Annotated in this window: 15 protein-coding genes; all 15 read right to left on the bottom strand. The window is 41.7% G+C overall.

The genetic code is table 11. The features are described 5' to 3' along the window. Nucleotides 1-50: 50 nt before the first annotated feature. The 15 genes from ribF to frr all read right to left on the bottom strand — a co-directional run bounded on the left by ribF (nt 51) and on the right by frr (nt 17,670). On the bottom strand, nt 51-1,007 hold the full coding sequence (gene ribF / locus LKE01_RS00345) for a riboflavin biosynthesis protein RibF (protein ID WP_054768975.1): 957 nt from the start codon (nt 1,005-1,007) through the stop codon (nt 51-53). Between the two features lie 17 nt (nt 1,008-1,024). Continuing rightward, on the bottom strand, nt 1,025-1,930 hold the full coding sequence (gene truB / locus LKE01_RS00340) for a tRNA pseudouridine(55) synthase TruB (protein WP_054768976.1): 906 nt from the start codon (nt 1,928-1,930) through the stop codon (nt 1,025-1,027). An 83-nt stretch (nt 1,931-2,013) separates the two neighbouring features. Continuing rightward, nucleotides 2,014-2,367 (bottom strand): 30S ribosome-binding factor RbfA, encoded by a 354-nt coding sequence (rbfA, locus tag LKE01_RS00335; protein ID WP_056982605.1) that lies wholly within the window; start codon nt 2,365-2,367, stop codon nt 2,014-2,016. A gap of 15 nt (nt 2,368-2,382) precedes the next feature. Continuing rightward, complete coding sequence (gene infB / locus LKE01_RS00330) at nt 2,383-4,953, bottom strand: translation initiation factor IF-2 (RefSeq protein WP_056982602.1); 2,571 nt, start codon at nt 4,951-4,953, stop codon at nt 2,383-2,385. A gap of 4 nt (nt 4,954-4,957) precedes the next feature. Then, nucleotides 4,958-5,275, bottom strand: a complete 318-nt coding sequence (locus LKE01_RS00325; protein ID WP_054768977.1) for a L7Ae/L30e/S12e/Gadd45 family ribosomal protein — start codon at nt 5,273-5,275, stop codon at nt 4,958-4,960. Further along, nucleotides 5,265-5,564, bottom strand: coding sequence for an RNase P modulator RnpM (gene rnpM / locus LKE01_RS00320; protein ID WP_056982601.1), 300 nt, complete (start codon nt 5,562-5,564; stop codon nt 5,265-5,267). Before rnpM ends, LKE01_RS00325 begins: the two co-directional genes overlap by 11 nt. Nucleotides 5,565-5,582: 18 nt before the next feature. Beyond that, nucleotides 5,583-6,800: a transcription termination factor NusA gene (nusA, locus tag LKE01_RS00315; protein ID WP_056982599.1), complete on the bottom strand. Its 1,218-nt coding sequence runs from the start codon at nt 6,798-6,800 to the stop codon at nt 5,583-5,585. 16 nt (nt 6,801-6,816) lie between these two features. Further along, nucleotides 6,817-7,290 (bottom strand): ribosome maturation factor RimP, encoded by a 474-nt coding sequence (gene rimP / locus LKE01_RS00310; RefSeq protein WP_056982596.1) that lies wholly within the window; start codon nt 7,288-7,290, stop codon nt 6,817-6,819. Between the two features lie 151 nt (nt 7,291-7,441). Continuing rightward, nucleotides 7,442-11,761: a PolC-type DNA polymerase III gene (locus LKE01_RS00305; protein WP_056982594.1), complete on the bottom strand. Its 4,320-nt coding sequence runs from the start codon at nt 11,759-11,761 to the stop codon at nt 7,442-7,444. Between the two features lie 122 nt (nt 11,762-11,883). Beyond that, nucleotides 11,884-13,593, bottom strand: a complete 1,710-nt coding sequence (locus tag LKE01_RS00300; protein WP_056982592.1) for a proline--tRNA ligase — start codon at nt 13,591-13,593, stop codon at nt 11,884-11,886. 30 nt (nt 13,594-13,623) lie between these two features. Further along, nucleotides 13,624-14,898: an RIP metalloprotease RseP gene (gene rseP, locus LKE01_RS00295; protein WP_056982591.1), complete on the bottom strand. Its 1,275-nt coding sequence runs from the start codon at nt 14,896-14,898 to the stop codon at nt 13,624-13,626. A 21-nt stretch (nt 14,899-14,919) separates the two neighbouring features. After that, on the bottom strand, nt 14,920-15,708 hold the full coding sequence (locus LKE01_RS00290; RefSeq protein WP_056982588.1) for a phosphatidate cytidylyltransferase: 789 nt from the start codon (nt 15,706-15,708) through the stop codon (nt 14,920-14,922). A 12-nt stretch (nt 15,709-15,720) separates the two neighbouring features. Beyond that, nucleotides 15,721-16,491 carry an undecaprenyl pyrophosphate synthase gene (gene uppS, locus LKE01_RS00285; protein ID WP_054768978.1) on the bottom strand — a complete coding sequence of 257 codons (771 nt, stop codon included), beginning with the start codon at nt 16,489-16,491 and terminating at the stop codon, nt 15,721-15,723. A gap of 143 nt (nt 16,492-16,634) precedes the next feature. Next, complete coding sequence (locus tag LKE01_RS00280; protein WP_054768979.1) at nt 16,635-17,090, bottom strand: hypothetical protein; 456 nt, start codon at nt 17,088-17,090, stop codon at nt 16,635-16,637. Nucleotides 17,091-17,106: 16 nt separating this feature from the next. Continuing rightward, on the bottom strand, nt 17,107-17,670 hold the full coding sequence (frr, locus tag LKE01_RS00275; RefSeq protein ID WP_056982586.1) for a ribosome recycling factor: 564 nt from the start codon (nt 17,668-17,670) through the stop codon (nt 17,107-17,109).

Below are 17,670 nucleotides of genomic sequence, written 5' to 3'. Positions count from 1 at the left end.
AGGGAATAAAGCCTTATTTTAGCATTAATTTGCATTGAGTGCTAATAGTGCTAATCGATGACGTCAGGATGCTGCTCCAAGTATTCTCGAGTGGCTTGTTTATCTTTATCAAGCTGATCGATTAAATCTTCGGGTGTCTGGAATTTGATTTCATTTCTTAAGAATGACAGCCAGTTAACGTTGACGACTTCTCCATAAATGTTGTGGTCAAAGTCCATCAAATTAATTTCAACCGTCATTGGGTGAACATCTGAGAAAGTCACATTCTTTCCAATAGATGCCATCCCCAAATAGCGTTTTCCGGCAATCTCAACGGTTACAACGTAAATTCCAATCGCTGGTAGCCACTGGTACTCAGAATGCTTGACGTTGGCTGTCGGATACCCTAAAAGACGGCCACGCTCCTCACCGTGAACAATCACCCCACGAGTCTGGAATGGCCGGCCAAGCAATTCAGTCACACTGTCAACATCACCCGAGTCAAGTTCGATCCGGATTCGGGTAGAACTGACCTTTTTGCCATTAATATCAACTGCCGGAACGGTAATCACATCAAAGGCGCCTTTTACGTACTTTGGAAAGTTCGCCATCGTGGCAACTTTCTTATCGCCGTATGTGTGGTCAAATCCTGCTACCACTGCCACAGCGTTGAAACGCTTCAAAAAGTTGTTCACAAATTGTTCAGGCGTTTGGCTCTGAAAATCATAAGAATAATTAACCAAAAAGACCTGGTCGACACCAAAATCTTTAAACAACTTCATTTTATAATCGTTTAAAGTTAAGTATCGCTGCTCATGCGGTGACATTTTCCGATACACAATTGCCGGATGATGATCGTAAGTTAAAACAGCCAACTTGGCACCACGTTTTTCAGCCTCATCCTTTGCTCGCTGTAATACTGCCTGATGACCCTTATGAAAGCCATCGAAAAATCCCATTGCAACGACTGTCGAGCCGTCAACTTTAAATTCGTCGGCCAATGGATAATGTAACCTTGATATTTTCATTACTAACACCCCAATTTTTAAGCTAAGAACATTCGAAACGGCCGGTACTGGCCGATCGATTTATCTAATTTATATAAAGCCTTCACATTTTGCTGATAATCAAGTCTGACAACCGGATCATTATTCGGGCAAATCGACTTGTCTAAAAAGCCCCCGTGAGACACAATCGTCCAACGGCTGTCATCCAGTTGATAGACGGGATATTCAGCCAATGCTTCGGATAACGGATGAAGAACTGCGCTAACGTTTCCTGCATCAACAGCTGCTTGAACCTCAGATAATTTTGAAGTCTGAGAAATATTAAAACCACCACTTTGGATTCTGGTTAAATCAGACATCACAGAAGGCAGTCCCAGTATTTTCCCAAAATCAACCGCCAACGTTCGGACATAAGTGCCTTTTGAACAGCCGACTTCGAAATAAACGGTCTGGGTTTTGGCATTTTCATCATAAGTTGTTGGTTTAATTTGTTTGAAGTAATCAATGTGAATCGGGTGTGGTTCCCGCTCAATCGTCATGCCTTTTCGCGCGTACTCATACAATTTGTGGCCATTAACCTTAACTGCCGAATACATTGGTGGGGTTTGCATAATATCCCCCGTAAGCTTAGCCAGTGCTTGATCAATCTCCTCATTCGTAACTGGCTTTTGGATCGGCACCTGTTCGATTAACTTGCCATCTAAATCCTCGCTGTCATAAGCCATTCCCAACGTGATCGCGCCACGGTAAACTTTTCCGGAATGCATTAGCAGCTCACTGATTTTGGTTGCTTGGCCAATACAAATTGGCAGAACCCCGTCCACATTTGGATCCAACGTTCCGGTATGCCCAACCTTCTTGGTATGCAAAATTTTTCTTAACTTACTGATGCAGTCGTGACTAGTCATGCCACGCTCTTTGTATAACGCAATTACTCCATCCATTCGAATTCTCCTAGTTTTTTCATGTATAAAAATTATATCACAAAAAAACTGCTCAGCCATAAAGGCATGAGCAGTTGAGGTGGCTATTCACCACTTTGTTTAAGCTTATTAATTAACCGATCAATTTTATCTCCATATTGAACGGATGAATCCAATTCAAATTTAATCTCTGGTGTCTTATAGATGCTAAGACGATGGCCAAGCTCGCCACGGATTAAGCCGGAAGCCTTTTCCAATCCTTTAGCAGTTGTCTCTTCATCCTCTTTTTTATCGGACAAAATACTGTAGTAGATAGTGGCTTGCTGAAGATCACCAGTGACTTCAACACCCGTTAAAGTAACGCCTTGAACTCGAGGATCACGGACACGCTTTAACAGAATATCGTTCACTTCTTTTTGAATTTCCTGTTCCAATCGGCCTACACGATAATGAGCCATAGAAACACCTCCAAATTACTTGACAGGCACTTGTTTCATAACGTATGCCTCGATGACATCGCCAACTTTAATATCATTATAGTCTTTGATGGTCAAGCCTAATTCAAATCCCTGCTTAACTTCGTCAACATCGTCTTTGAAGCGTTTCAAACTGTTCAATTCACCAGTGTAAACAACCACACCGTCACGAATTAAACGAACTTTACTATTCTTCTTGACGACACCGTCAACAACCATTCCACCAGCAATTGTTCCAACTTTGGAAGCCTTGAAGATATCACGGACTTCAACTTGACCGGTAACTTCTTCGGTATAAGTTGGTGCAAGCATTCCTTTCATGGCTGATTCAACTTCATCAATTGCGTTATAAATAACTTGGTGAAGACGAATATCAACATGATCAGAATCAGCTTGTGATTTGGCTTGTGGTGTTGGTCGAACATTGAAACCAATAATAATGGCGTTACTTGCTTCAGCTAAGGCAACATCACTTTCATTAATGGCACCAACGCCAGAATGAATGATGCTTACTTTAACGCCCTTAACTTCAATCTTTTGAAGACTATTTGCCAAAGCTTCAACTGAACCTTGAACGTCGGCCTTGATAACAATGTCAACTTCCTTCATTTCGCCTTCTTTAAGCGAATCGAACAAGCTGTCCAAGGTTACTCTGGTTGTCTTACGACGTTCTTCAACTTGAGCTTCCTTGGCACGTTCTTCACCAACTGAACGGGCAGTCTTTTCATCGTCGAAGACGACGTAACGATCACCGGCTTCTGGGACTTCATTCAAACCGGTAATTGAAACAGGCATCGAAGGCGTTGCTTTCTTCAACTCACGCCCACGCTCGTTAGTCATTGTCCGCACTCGACCAAATGTATGGCCGGCAACGATTGGGTCACCAACGTGTAAGGTTCCTTGTTGAACCAACAAAGTGGCAACTGGGCCTTTACCTTGATCCAAACGGGCTTCAATAACAGAACCTGCAGCAGGTTGATCTGGATCAGCCTTCAATTCCATGACTTCAGCTTCCAAAGCGATCATATCAAGTAATTCATCAATATTCTTACCGAATTTGGCAGAAATATTAACGAAGATTGTGTCACCACCAAGTTTTTCAGGAACCAAGCCATATTGCATCAATTGGTCGGTAACATGCTGTGGATTGGCATCCGGTTTATCAATCTTGTTGATCGCAACAATGATTGGTGTCTTGGCAGCTTTCGCATGGTTAATTGCTTCAATGGTTTGTGGCATGACACCATCATCAGCGGCAACAACCAAAATGGTAATGTCGGTAATGTTGGCACCACGGGCACGCATCTCAGTAAAGGCCGCATGTCCAGGAGTGTCCAAGAAGGTAATGACTTTGTCACCATGACGAACTTGATAAGCACCAATTGCTTGAGTAATTCCACCTGCTTCACCGGCAGTAATGTGTGAGTGACGCAAATGATCAAGCAAGGTTGTCTTACCATGGTCAACGTGTCCCATGATCGTCACAACTGGTGGCCGGGATACCAAATGATCGGTATTCTTCATTTCTTTTTCAAAAATCTTATCCAAGTTTGAAAGATCTTCATGGACTTTTTCTTTTGCTTCAATACCGTAATCGGCAGCTAAAATTTCAATCGTATCTTTATCAAGTGATTGGTTTTGGTTAACCATGACACCCAACATAAATAACTTCTTAACAATTTCAGCAGGCTCTCTGTGAAGCAGCTTTCCCAACTCTTGTGCATTCATGCCATCTTCATACTCAAGAACCTTTGGTAATGGACGATTCTTACGTTCAGGTGCACCATGATGCTCTACTTCACGTAATCGTTGATTCTTTTGCTTACGTTGCTTCTTGTTACGCTTCTTATTGGCTTTTCTTGAACCACCACGATTATTATTCCGGTTTAAGCTGCCGCCAAAACGACCGCTTCCCGTGTTGTGGTTTGAAAAACGGTTGGAGTTGTTATTCGAATGATTACTTGATGAATTGCTGCTTGTTGAGTGACTTGCAGCTGGACGTGAAGAAGCGTTATTCGAAGAGTGATTATTATGGTGTTCATTGTTTGAACTGTTATGGTTATTATTTGATTGATTCGAATTTCCTGAATGATTGAAATTATTCGAATGATTGTTATTAGAATGATTCCGTTGATTTGTTGAGTTGGTATTGTGAGCGGAATTCGTGTGATTGGTATTACTGTGATTTGCTGAATGATTGTTCTGGCTATTATGATTTTCAGAGTGATTGCTGTTGCTGCTGTTATTTGAATGAGCAGCTGGGCGACTCTGAGAATGATTTGCAGTCGTATGTTCAGCATGGTTTGAACTAGTTGTATGAGGTGTGTTTCCACCTGCATTGTGACTTGGCTTTGCGGCAGCATGCTGGCTGGCATTACTGTGGCCATTCGTCTGACTTGCAGATTTGCCACCCTTACTAAACATCGCTCTGATTTGACGCTCTTGATTTGCGTCTACTGTTGACATGTGATTTTTGATATCGAAGCCCTTTTTATTACCACGGTCAACGATTTGCTTACTGGAGACATTTAGTTCTTTAGCTAATTCATAAATTCGCTTTTTCCCCATATAATCACTCTCCTTTATTATTATCGGTTAATTCAACCAATTTTTTTGCCATACCCCGATCGGAAATCCCGATAATGGTTCGTTTCATTCCAATTGCATCACTAAGCACTGCTTTAGTGTAACTGGTATTTACGGGAATATGATAGTAATTCGACTTATCATTAAACTTTTTTTGAGTTGCTTTACCAGTATCCGTTGCAATAAACAGGAAGAAGATCTTACCGCTTCGAATTTCTGACAAGATCATGTCTTGTCCTGAAACAATTTTGCTGGCTCTGCGGGCTAAACCTAAGAAATTCAGAATAGCTTGATCATTGTCCATCTTCGAACAACTCTTTTCGGGCTTGCTTATGATCAACATAGGCAATTAAATCATCGTAAAAGTTGTCATCCAAAGTTGTTGAGAACACTTTTTCAAAAGTGTGTTCGGCTTTTGCTTTTTTTGCAATTTCAACATTAATTGAAATGTATGCGCCCCGACCTGATTTTTTACCGGTTTCATCAATCGACACATTGCCGTCTGAATCACGGACAATTCTAACTAACTCTTTTTTGGGTGCCATTTCACCAGTAACGATATCTTTACGCATTGGAATTTTTCTTTTTTTCAAAAAACCGCCTCCTAAAAATTAGTCGTTAGCATTCTCATCCGAATCATCAGTGTCCGGAGTATCCGGCTTAACATCTTGTTGTTCGTCAGTTGCCGAGTCATCAACATTTTCTGCGGAATCATCAGCTTGACTTTCGGTGTCTGAAGAATCGGCACTGTCATCGTCAGTCTCTGAAGCTGCCTTTTTATTGGCCAGAAATTCTTTTGCTTCGGTTTCTGATTTAATATCAATCTTAAAACCGGTCAATTTTGCAGCCAAACGAGCGTTTTGACCCTTCTTACCAATTGCCAATGACAGCTGATAATCAGGAACAATGACTGTACATGCACGATCGTTATCATCGTCGAAGATAACGTCAATTACTTCGGCAGGATTAAGTGAGTTGGCAATGTATGCTGCGTCGTCTTCATCCCATTCCACGATGTCCATGTTTTCGCCATGAAGTTCGTTAACAATCGTCTGAACTCGTTGACCTCTTGGACCAACTGCCGTACCGACGGGATCGATGTCGGAGTTGTTGGAACGAACCGCAACCTTGGCCCGATCGCCGGCTTCTCTGGCGATTGAAACAATTTCTACAGTACCATCATAAATCTCTGGAACTTCTTGTTCAAATAATCGTTTGAGCATCCCCGGAGCTGTCCGGCTAACGAAGACCTGTGGCCCCTTAGTCGCATTTTCAACCTTGGTAACGTAGACTTTGATTCGGTCTTGTGGTCGATAAACTTCATTCGGCATTTGATCCTTGGAACCCATAACAGCTTCCACTTTGCCTAAGTTGATGTAAACAAATCGGGTATCCTGACGCTCAACGGTACCAGTTACCAATTCATCCTCATACTTGGAGTATTCATCGAAAACATTTTCCCGTTCAGCTTCCCGAACCCGCTGCATAATAACTTGTTTAGCAGTTTGGGCAGCAATCCGACCAAAGTTCTTGGGGGTTACTTCAAACTTAATTTCATCGCCCAATTCGTAACCTTTGTTGATTTCAAGTGCCTGGTCCAATGATACTTGAAGTTGATCATCGGTGACATCGTCGACAACGGTTTTAACGGAATAAACGTGCATCTCGCCTTTTTTGTCATCAAATGAAACTTCGACGTTTTGGGCTTGACCGTAATTTCGCTTGTAAGCTGAAACTAATGCAGCTTCCAGGGCTTCGATTACAACTTCTTTTTTAATGCCCTTTTCTTCTTCAAGAGCGGATAACGCCCCTAAAAGTTCTTTACTCATTATTGTGTCTCCTTTACTAAAATTGAATTGCGAGCCGTGATTTGGCAATCAAATTTCGCGGTATTTCCAACGTATCATGCTTACCCCACTTATCATTTTGGAGGGTTAACACATCGTCGTCCAATGATTTCAATGTTCCTTCAAAAGTTTTGTTGCCATTTAAATTTTTATAGAGTGAAACATGAATATATTCACCGACTGCCTGTTTAAGTTCTTCATCATTTCTAAGTGGCCGTTCGGCACCTGGAGATGAAACTTCCAAAAAGTAGGCTTGCGGAATTGGATCAGGCTCCATGGCATCGAGCTTTTCACTCAACTCATCACTGACTAAAACACAGTCATCGATGGTAATGCCACCTTTTTTATCAATATATACCCGTAAATACCAGCTTTTATTTTCCTTTACAAATTCGACATCGAATAAGTAAAACGAATGTTTTTCTAAAATTGGTGCAACAACTTGTCTGACCGTTTCAACAACATTGCTCAAAGATAGGCCTCCTAAAATTTTCCATTAAAAAGAGCGAGCATCTCTGCTCACTCCCTTACAAGTTATTTAGTAAATTAACTATACCATATTGCTTAATATATTACAACCGTGATAAGTCTCAACAACCTTTTCATCGAAAGTCAGAGACTCATTACATCATATCAAACAAGCTTAATTGGTTCTCGTCGGGCAGCCCTTCCAGAACCTTGTTCTCGGTCATAAAGTCGATCAAAGTCTTGGATACTTTTCCACGTTTGGCCAAATCTTCTTTTGAAATAAATGGCTTATCCTCACGAGCTGCAACAATCTGCTTGGCAACGTTCAGTCCAAGTCCGGGAACGGAATTAAACGGTGCAATCAGGGTGTCACCATCAATCAGCCATTGACTGGCATCAGACTTATTCAAATCAACCATCTGGAATTTGAAGCCACGCTCCAGCATTTCGTTGGCGAGTTCCAAAACCGTTAACAGGTTTTTCTCCTTGGTAGATGCTTCCATTCCTTTATCATTAATTGCCCGCATGGCATTTTTAACAGCTTCTTTGCCGCGACACATTGAAACGATATCAAAGTCGTCAGCACGGACGGAGAAGTAAGAAGCGTAATAAACCATTGGGAAATAAACCTTGAAGTAGGCAATTCGAAGGGCCATTAAGATATAAGCAGCCGCATGGGCTCTAGGGAACATGTACTTGATTTTAAGACATGATTGAATATACCAGTCCGGAATCTTAGCTTTCTTCATTTCAGCCTGCCAGTCGTCGGGAATCCCTCGGCCATGACGAACACTTTCCATAATCTGGAAGGACAGTTCGGAATCAAGACCCCAATTGATCAAATCGGTCATGATGTTATCACGACATCCGATAACGTTGGCAATTGTTGCCGTCCCATTTTTAATCAACTCATCGGCATTTCCCATCCACACGTCGGTTCCATGTGACAATCCGGAAATCTGAAGCAGTTCTGAATAATTACTTGGATGAGTCTGTTCAAGCATCCCCCGGACAAATCTGGTACCAAATTCAGGTACCCCAAGGGTTCCAGTCTTTGATTGAATCTGATCTTCGGTAACACCCAATACTTTAGGACTGGAGAAAATCGACATGACACCCGGATCATCCATTGGAATGGTCTTTGGGTTAATGCCTGATAAATCTTGCAGCATCCGGATCATGGTTGGATCATCATGACCCAGAATATCAATTTTTAAAATATTATCATGGATCGAATGGAAGTCAAAGTGGGTTGTCTTCCAAGCAGCGTCCTGATCGTCAGCAGGATATTGAATGGGTGTGAAATCATAGATGTCCATATAATCTGGCACAACAATAATTCCGGCAGGATGTTGGCCGGTTGTCCGCTTAACACCTGTCGCACCCTTTGCCAGACGGTCTTCTTCTGCTTGACGGTATACTTGCCCCTTATCTCGTTCATAGGCCTTAACGTACCCGTAAGCGGTCTTGTCGGCAACGGTGCCAATTGTTCCGGCTCTGAATACGTTCTTTTCACCAAACAAAACCTTCGTGTAGTTATGGGCGATTGGCTGATAATCACCAGAGAAGTTCAAATCAATATCAGGCACTTTATTACCAGTGAATCCCAAGAAAGTTTCAAATGGGATATTATGGCCATCACCAATCATCTTTGTGCCACATTCCGGACACTTCTTATGAGGTAAATCATAGCCGGAGCTGTATTCACCTTTGGTAAAGAATTCGGTGTGCTGACACTTAGGACAGCGATAGTGTGGCGGTAATGGATTAACTTCGGTAATTCCGGTCAGAGTTGCAACCAGACTTGAACCAACAGAACCACGAGAACCTACCAAATACCCATCTTTGTTACTTTTGGCAACCAGCCGTTGGGCAATTAAATAAATAACTGAGAATCCGTTACCGATAATACTCTTTAACTCCGTCGCCAAACGGTCGGAAACAATCTTTGGCAGCGGATCACCATACCAGGCATGGGCGGTGTTCATTGTCCGAGTCTTAATTTCATCCTCGGCACCTTCCATCCGTGGTGTGTAGAGTTTATCCTTCAAAGGATGAACGTCGTCAATTTCATCGGCAATCTTGTTGGTGTTGGTAACAACAATTTCTTCAGCCTTTTCTTTGCCAAGGAATTCGAAGTCTCCCAGCATTTCATCAGTTGTCAGGAAATGTAAATCAGGTAGTTCCTGCCGGTTAAGTGGATTGGCACCACCTTGGGAATTAATTAAAATTTTACGATAAATATAATCCTGAGGATTGAGGTAATGAACGTCCCCCGTCGCAACAACGGGCTTTTTCAATTCATCACCAAGTTTAACCATGTTCGTTATGATTTTTTCCAGATTTTCATTATCGGCAATCAAGCCAGACTCAATTAACGGTGCATAAGCACGCTTGGGCTGAACTTCCAGATAATCATAGAAGCGCGCTTTTTGGCGAGCTTCATCCATTCCTTTTTGCATCATCGCAGTGAAAACTTCACCAGAGGAGCAAGCCGAACCAACGATAATTCCGTCACGGAACTTTTCCAGCTGGGTTCGTGGAACCCGTGGGACCCGATAGAAATAGTCAACGTTGGATAATGAAACGATCTTAAACATGTTTTTAAGGCCGGCCTGGGTCTTCGCCAATAAAATGGCATGAGATGGCCGAGCGTGCCGATAAGCATCGTTATCTGTCATGTGATCATTAAGTTCATCATGATAGACAATCCCATAACGATCTTCGGCATCCTTCAAGAATAAATAATTCAAATGTCCAGTGGTTTCAGCATCATAAATCGCTCTATGGTGATGTTCCAAGCTGACATCAAATTTCTTGGCAAGGGTGTTCAACCGATACCCTCTCAAGTTGGGATAAAGGAACCGGGCAAGCGTCAAAGTATCAATAATTGGATTTTGCATCTCGTGCATACCGTGACGAACATAACCAGTGTTCATGAATCCCATATCAAAGGTGACATTATGACCAACAACGATCGCATCGCCACAAAATTCACGGAATAGCTTAAAGACCTCTTCCTCGGATTTGGAACCATGAACCATTTCATCGGTGATAGAAGTCAGATTGGTTGTTCGGTCTGACAAATGAAAACCGGGGTCAATGAATTCCTCAAATTGGTCAATGACATTGCTGTTCTGCATTTTAACGGCAGAAAGTTCGATGACTCGATCGTAAATCGCAGACAAACCGGTTGTTTCAGTATCAAAGACAACGTACGTTGCATCCTTTAAAGGAATATGTTTGTCGTTATAAGTAATCGGCACCCCATCATCCACAAGATTGATTTCAACACCATAAAGCATCTTGATATCATTCTTTTCGCCGGCATGAAACGCATCGGGGAAGCCTTGAACACCTGCATGATCAGTAATGGCCAATGCTTTTTGGCCGAAACTTTTTGCCTGCTTGGCAAAATCAGCGATATTATTGGTGGCATCCATCTGACTCATCGTTGTGTGAAGATGAAGCTCAACTCGCTTTTTGTCTTCAGGTGCGGTATCTTTTCGGCTAACTTTTTTAATCGGATTAATGTCGTATGCATTCAAAGTTAATTCATGAGAATAGTTATCCTCTTGAACACTTCCGCGGACTTTAACCCAGTCGCCTTCATTGACACCCTCAAATAAGGCCTCTTCACCCTTGTTGGAGAACTTCTTAACCTGAATGGATGAAGTATAATCGGTAATTTTCAACATTAATAACTGGCGGCCGGAACGCAGTGAACGAATCTCTTTGTTAAAGACGTATCCGGAAACCACAACCGATCGCTCTTCTTCAACGATCTCTTCCATTTTCATAACTGGCAGATCGTCTTTTATTCGACGGCCAATCGTGGATTTACCGCCACCGTTTCCCCTCTTCGGGTGGGCTTTGGCATTTTCTTTGATGGCTTCGTTGGCCTTCTTAACCAACTGGGCGTTGGCGGCTTCGTTTTTCTTTTTTAATGCTTGAATATTTTGCTGTGATGAGCTTTCATCAACAATTGTGTGGATTGTAAAGTTCGGAAATCCTGCCCGTTGAAATGTGTCTTCAATTGGGCCTAAAGCAGTGTTGGTCATAAAATCTTTAACGATATCATTTTCAGCAATAAATTCCACCCGTGAGTCGACGATGGACGGATATTTATCCGCACAGAGTTCCTTCATCAGAGGAGAAGTTACCCCACTGTTGGGAACAACCCATTGCCAATACTGGCGGAGCAATTGCTCGGTGAATGTATTGTTGTCAGCCGTGATATTTAAAGAAACATCGGCAATCTCTTTGAAAGCAGACTCCAGCCGGGCATTAAAATCTTTAAACACTTCAAATGGCAAAATTCGAGGAAGTGAAATATCAAATTGCCATCGCTGACTTTGCTTATGAACTTCCAAGCGGTCAATTTTGGCACCTTGAAAATAAGGCAACTCCTTTGCCTGTGTCCATTGAAGCTGTTGAAGCAGCTTTTCAAATAATTGGCTTCGATCCAAACTCATTACAGTACCTCTTTTAAAAATAACGTTTTTACAACAACTGGCTGGACGCAAAACCCAAGTTTTGGTCCAACCAGTTTAGAAGCGACGAAAACATACGTCTATATTAATTAGTTACGACATCATTAGTCAAGATTCTTCAACATCTTTTTTATTGTTGCACTTACTTCATCAACTTTAGTTTCAACTGTTTCACCAGTTCGACGAACTTTGATTTCAACAATTCCGTCTTCAGCCTTTTTACCGATCGTTACTCTCAATGGAATTCCCATTAAATCAGAGTCGGCAAATTTAACTCCGGCACGTTCTTTACGATCGTCTACCAAGACTTGGAGGCCATCGTTGGTTAAAGTTGTTTCAATTTGAGTTGCCAAATCCATTTGAACAGCTTTCTTGGCATTTACCGGAATAATATGAACGTCAAATGGGGCAACGGCTTTTGGCCAAACCAAACCATTTTCATCGGCATTTTGCTCAGAAATGGCTGACAACAAACGACTGACTCCAATTCCATATGAACCCATGATAACTGGAACGGCACGACCGTTTTCATCAAGGACATTTGCCTTTAAACTCTTGGAATAACGGGTTCCCAGCTTAAAGATATGGGCAATTTCAATTCCACGAGTGAATTTCAAGGTTCCCTTGCCATCAGGAGACACTTCTCCCTCTTTGACAACAACAAAATCATCTACATCGTCAATTCTGAAATCTCTGCCTGAATTAACATTGACGTAATGGTAACCATCTTTATCAGCACCAACAACGCCATTCTTCATATTGGCAACTCGTTGGTCGGCAACAATTCTAACGTCCTCACCAACACCAACTGGACCAAGGGATCCAAAATCAGCGCCTAAGTATTTCTTTGCTTCGTCGTCAGTTGCCATATCAAGGAAATCGGCACCCAAGAAATTCTTGAGCTTAACGTCATTGACGTCATAATCTCCACGAACAAGGACCATAACCGGCTTCTTGTCGGCAATGTACAACATTGACTTGATTGTTTGAGTTTCAGGAACTTTCAAGAAATCAGCAACTTCAGCAATTGTCTTGGCATTTGGTGTTTCAACTTTCTTAAGTTCCTTCTCAGCCTCATCAGAGGGTTGGTCAGAAACCTTTGATTTTGCCATTTCCAAGTTTGCAAAGTAATCACTCTTGTCGGAATAAACAATTGTATCCTCACCGACAGCAGCCATTGCGGAGAATTCTTTTGAATCAGAACCTCCCATTGCGCCACCATTACCAATGATGACCCGGTACTTTAAACCAATTCGATCAAAAATATTCCGATATGCTTGTTCCATTGCTTTATACGTGGTATCCAAATCGTCTTCATTAGTTGCGAATGAATAAGCATCTTTCATGATAAATTCACGGCTTCGCAACAATCCATAGCGAGGACGGTTTTCATCTCGATACTTGTTTTGAATTTGGTACAAGACAAGTGGCAATTGCTTATATGATTTAATTGAATCACGAATCAAAGCAGTAAAAGTTTCTTCATGCGTTGGTCCCAAAATGAAATCAGTATCATGACGATTTTTAAATTTAAACAATTCGGGACCATATGTATCATAACGACCCGATTCTTTCCAAAGATCAGCAGGCAAAATATCAGGCATCAGCATTTCGTGAGCTGATGTTTTGACCATTTCCTGTCTGATAATGGCTTCGATCTTATTTAAAACACGAAAAGCCAGTGGCAGATATGCGTACATACCAGCTGAGACTTGGCGAATATAGCCGCCTCTAACCAACATTTTGTGACTAAGGGCTTCAGCGCCTTTAGGGGTTTCTTTCAACGTAGGGATCAACATCTGTGATTGCTTCATTTGTCAGGTTCTCCTTCAAAATTTACTTAATTAATGTAAAAAGTATCTCTCAATATCATTCCAGGTAACTAAAATCATCAGCAGCATCAAAAATGCAAAGCCAATCAATGTCACAATCGTTTCGGTTGTTTGAGAAACCGGCTTTCTTCGGATGGCTTCCAAAATATTCAAAATCAATTTACCACCATCAAGGCCTGGAATTGGAATCAAATTAATGATTGCCAGGTTAAGTGACAGGAATGCCAAGAAATTCAACACGCCGGCCAGACCCATCTTGGCTGCTTGTGACGTTGTGGCAAAGATGGCAACCGGACCACCCAAATCATTCAGACTAAAGTGACCACTCACCATACTCCAAAGCGCCGCAAATAACTGTTTGGCAACCGACCATGTCATGGTAAAACCGGAAAGAATTTTGGCTTTAAAACTTTTGTCCATGGTTTGTGTAATGCCAATAAATCCTGATGTTTGGCCACCAGACGTTTGGGCCTTTGGTTTCATAGACAGCGTCTTATCTTGTCCATCACGATCAACCTTCACCGAAATGTTCTTATTGGCTTTGGATCTGATTTGAACGGTCAAATCCTGCCAGTCGGTAATTTTATGACCGTCAACTTCAACAATTCGGTCACCGGACTTAACACCAGCTGTTTTAGCAACAGAGTCGGATGGCAATACATTCACCTTGTTGGTGTTGGAGGCAACGCCTCCTTGAACAAATCCTAATATTGTATATACCAAGATTGCCAAAATCAGGTTATTAAACACCCCGGCAACATTGGTTAACATTCTATGTGGTAATGATGCCGACTGGAATTGAACGTCCCGTGGTGCAATCTGCAGCTCAGTTCCATCCTTTTCAACAATTGTTGCGTCATGGTCTACCGGAAATGACTTAACTTGTGACTCATCACCGTTTTCATATCCTTTGATAGACAAATTGTCATCCAGATCGGTATCGGTAACGGTTAACGGAATCCCTTGGAACAGAGAATGCTTGTTGCTGGTATTAATCGAGGTAACAACGCCCTGATCATTTAACTGAAGTGTTACCGGCGTACCGGGCTTTAATTCATCTTCACCGTCGTCGGCCTCGCCTGCCATCCGGACATATCCGCCAAGTGGCAGCAGCCGCAAAGTAAAGGTGGTACTATTTTTTCGGTAATAAAAAACTTTGGGTCCCATTCCAACCGAAAACTCCCGGACTAAGATGCCCGAGTGTTTAGCAGTAATATAATGGCCAAACTCATGAAAGATCACAAGAATACCAAAAACGATGATGAAAACAATAATTGTAGTTATCAAGTGACTCTTTCCTCCTAAAAACTAAATAACGCCGACCAAATGAAGCATTGGCAAAACAAAGAGTAAACTGTCGAATCGGTCTAAAATTCCACCGTGTCCAGGGAGAATTTTGCCGGAATCTTTAACGCCGTAATAACGTTTCAAGGCCGATTCAATCAAATCGCCAAATTGACCAGCTATAGAGAGAATAATGGTAAATATGAACATTTGCAAAAGTGAATGCCCAGCGATTGGGTAAAAGGCAACAAAAATCGTACATAAGATTGTGGCTGCCAGTGAACCGCAAATGGATCCCTCCCAAGTCTTGTTGGGGCTAATTCTCGGCGCCAGCTTATGTTTGCCCAACATCCGACCAAAGATATAGGCACCACTATCAGTCACCCAAACAATAAACAGTGCGTACAGCAGAACAGTTAATCCGAGGCCTCGTGCAGCGATGAAATAATGAAATCCCATTCCAACGTACAGCATTCCCAATGTGATAACACCAGCATCATCGAATGTAAACAAGTTCCTGCTGAAAACCGTTTGAAGTAACAGCAGCAAAACAAAAATGAAGAACACAAAGTTTTGAGTAAGATGCCCTGGTAAAAAACTGGTCCATTTGGTAGGGAGAATTAGCGCACAGACTCCTAGATAAGCAATGATTGATTCTGGCGAAATTAATAACTTCTTTTTCATAACCAGAATTTCTGAAATTGCCACAATTCCAAGAGCTAAAGCCGCAATATCAATCCAAATTCCTCCCATGATAATGATTGGAATGAATATTAATAGTGCCACAATAGCTGTTATTACACGTTGTCTCAATTTGTTTCTCCCCTATTTACTAGTTTTAATCCCGCCAAATCGGCGGTCGCGATGCTGATACTCTAAAATCATTTTCTGAAAAACAGACTTGTCAAAATCAGGCCATAAAACATCGGTGAATACCAATTCACTATAAGCAATCTGCCACAACAAGAAATTGGAAATTCGTTCTTCACCGGAGGTTCGAATCAAAAGGTCCGGATCTGAAAGATCACCCAGAAAACCAGTCATCAAATTGTCAGAGATTGTTTGGTCATCAATCTTATCCACGTCGAGTTGCCCATCGGCAACCTGTTGACTAATTTTTTGAACTGCCATCCTGATGTCCAAACGACTACCATAATTTAACGCGAAGTTTAGAACCATTCCTGTGCATTGGGAGGTGTCCTTAATGGCATCGTTAACGGCTTTTTGCGTCTGAGCAGGCAATTGATCGATCAATCCCATGACTTTAACTTGCACATTGTTTTTAATCAAGTCTGGTACAAAATCGTTAAAGAACTTCACAGGTAATCCCATTAAATAGCTGACTTCATCGTGCGGCCGTTTCCAATTTTCGGTTGAAAACGCATAAAGGGTTAAGACTTTGACGCCTAAATCGCTGGCGACTTTGGTAATGGTCTTAACCGTCTCCATTCCACGCTTGTGTCCGGCAATTCTGGGCAAATGACGTTTCTGTGCCCAACGGCCATTTCCGTCCATAATGATTGCAACATGATCCGGAATGTTATTTTTATCCAGCTCATCTTCCAACCGTTGATTGTCTTGTGTGTTCTTAAACATTGTACACTCCTTAAATAAAGATTTTGGAACAACCGAACGCCAGATATCATCATCTGATACTCTGCGCATACCAAAATATCATTAAACACCAAATGGCTGGAACAAAACAAATGTTTTTTCCAGCCATAAAATGAAATTGATTACTAGTCAGACTCACCATTAGGACGTTCAACCATTCGCCATTCACCACGTTTGGCTTCGGCTAATGTGTTAAAGTACTTCAATAATTTGTTGGCGTCTTCCGGACTCTTTTGGCCCAATAGATTCAGTCCCTTACCAGTTGTTAATGGTTCAGACAAATCAGTAATTTCATTATCGTTTTCAATGGTTGCTTTTGAAAATGCAATAACCCAATCATTTTCAACCAATTGAGACACAATAAAGAATAAGTTAAAGCCGTCAGTTACATAAGCAGGCATTGCATACAATCCATCTTGAACGGGTTGTAAGTGGCCGCCGTTATAATCCAATACACCCAAATTATCTTCGGTTACCGGTTTATTGAGCTTGAATAACATCTTTCCAAATTCGTCAGTACCTGGTACAACTGCAACTTCATCATTATCTGCATTATTGTTATTGTTATTATTGTCTGCCATGATATTGTCCCTCTTTCTAACCATTCATAACTTCTTTTTCTTTATCGGATACAATTCCATCGACACCTTTAATAGAATCATCAGTTAATTTTTGAACTTGATCCTCATAACGATGCAATTCATCGTCGGTAATATCTTCGTTCTTATTGCTTCGCTTAAGCGTGTCCATTGCTTCTCGACGAACATTTCGAATGGCAACCTTACTCTTTTCACCGGTTGCTTTAACCTGCTTGGCAATTTCTTTACGACGGTCCTCAGTCAATGCAGGAACGGCCAAACGAATGGCAGTTCCTGCATTAGCTGGGCTAATGCCAAGATCTGCCTCGTAAATTGCTTTTTCAATGTCCTTAAGAGAACTCTTGTCGTAAGGGGTAATTAAAATAACTCGAGCTTCAGGAATACTGATTGAAGCAATCTGGTTTAATGGTGTTGGAGCACCATAATAATCAACCTTCACATCGGTCAGTAAACTGGCGTTTGCATGACCGGCACGGATACTGCCCATATCATGTTCCAGCACTTCACGAGTGTTCTTCATTTTTTCTTTTGCTTCACTTAAAACTGATTGTGCATCTGCCAT

Source organism: Lentilactobacillus kefiri (assembly GCF_007989105.1).
GTDB classification, from domain to species: Bacteria; Bacillota; Bacilli; order Lactobacillales; family Lactobacillaceae; genus Lentilactobacillus; species Lentilactobacillus kefiri.
The sequence above is the reverse complement of the archived record's forward strand: the minus strand, read 5'-3'. Positions and strand labels throughout refer to the sequence as shown.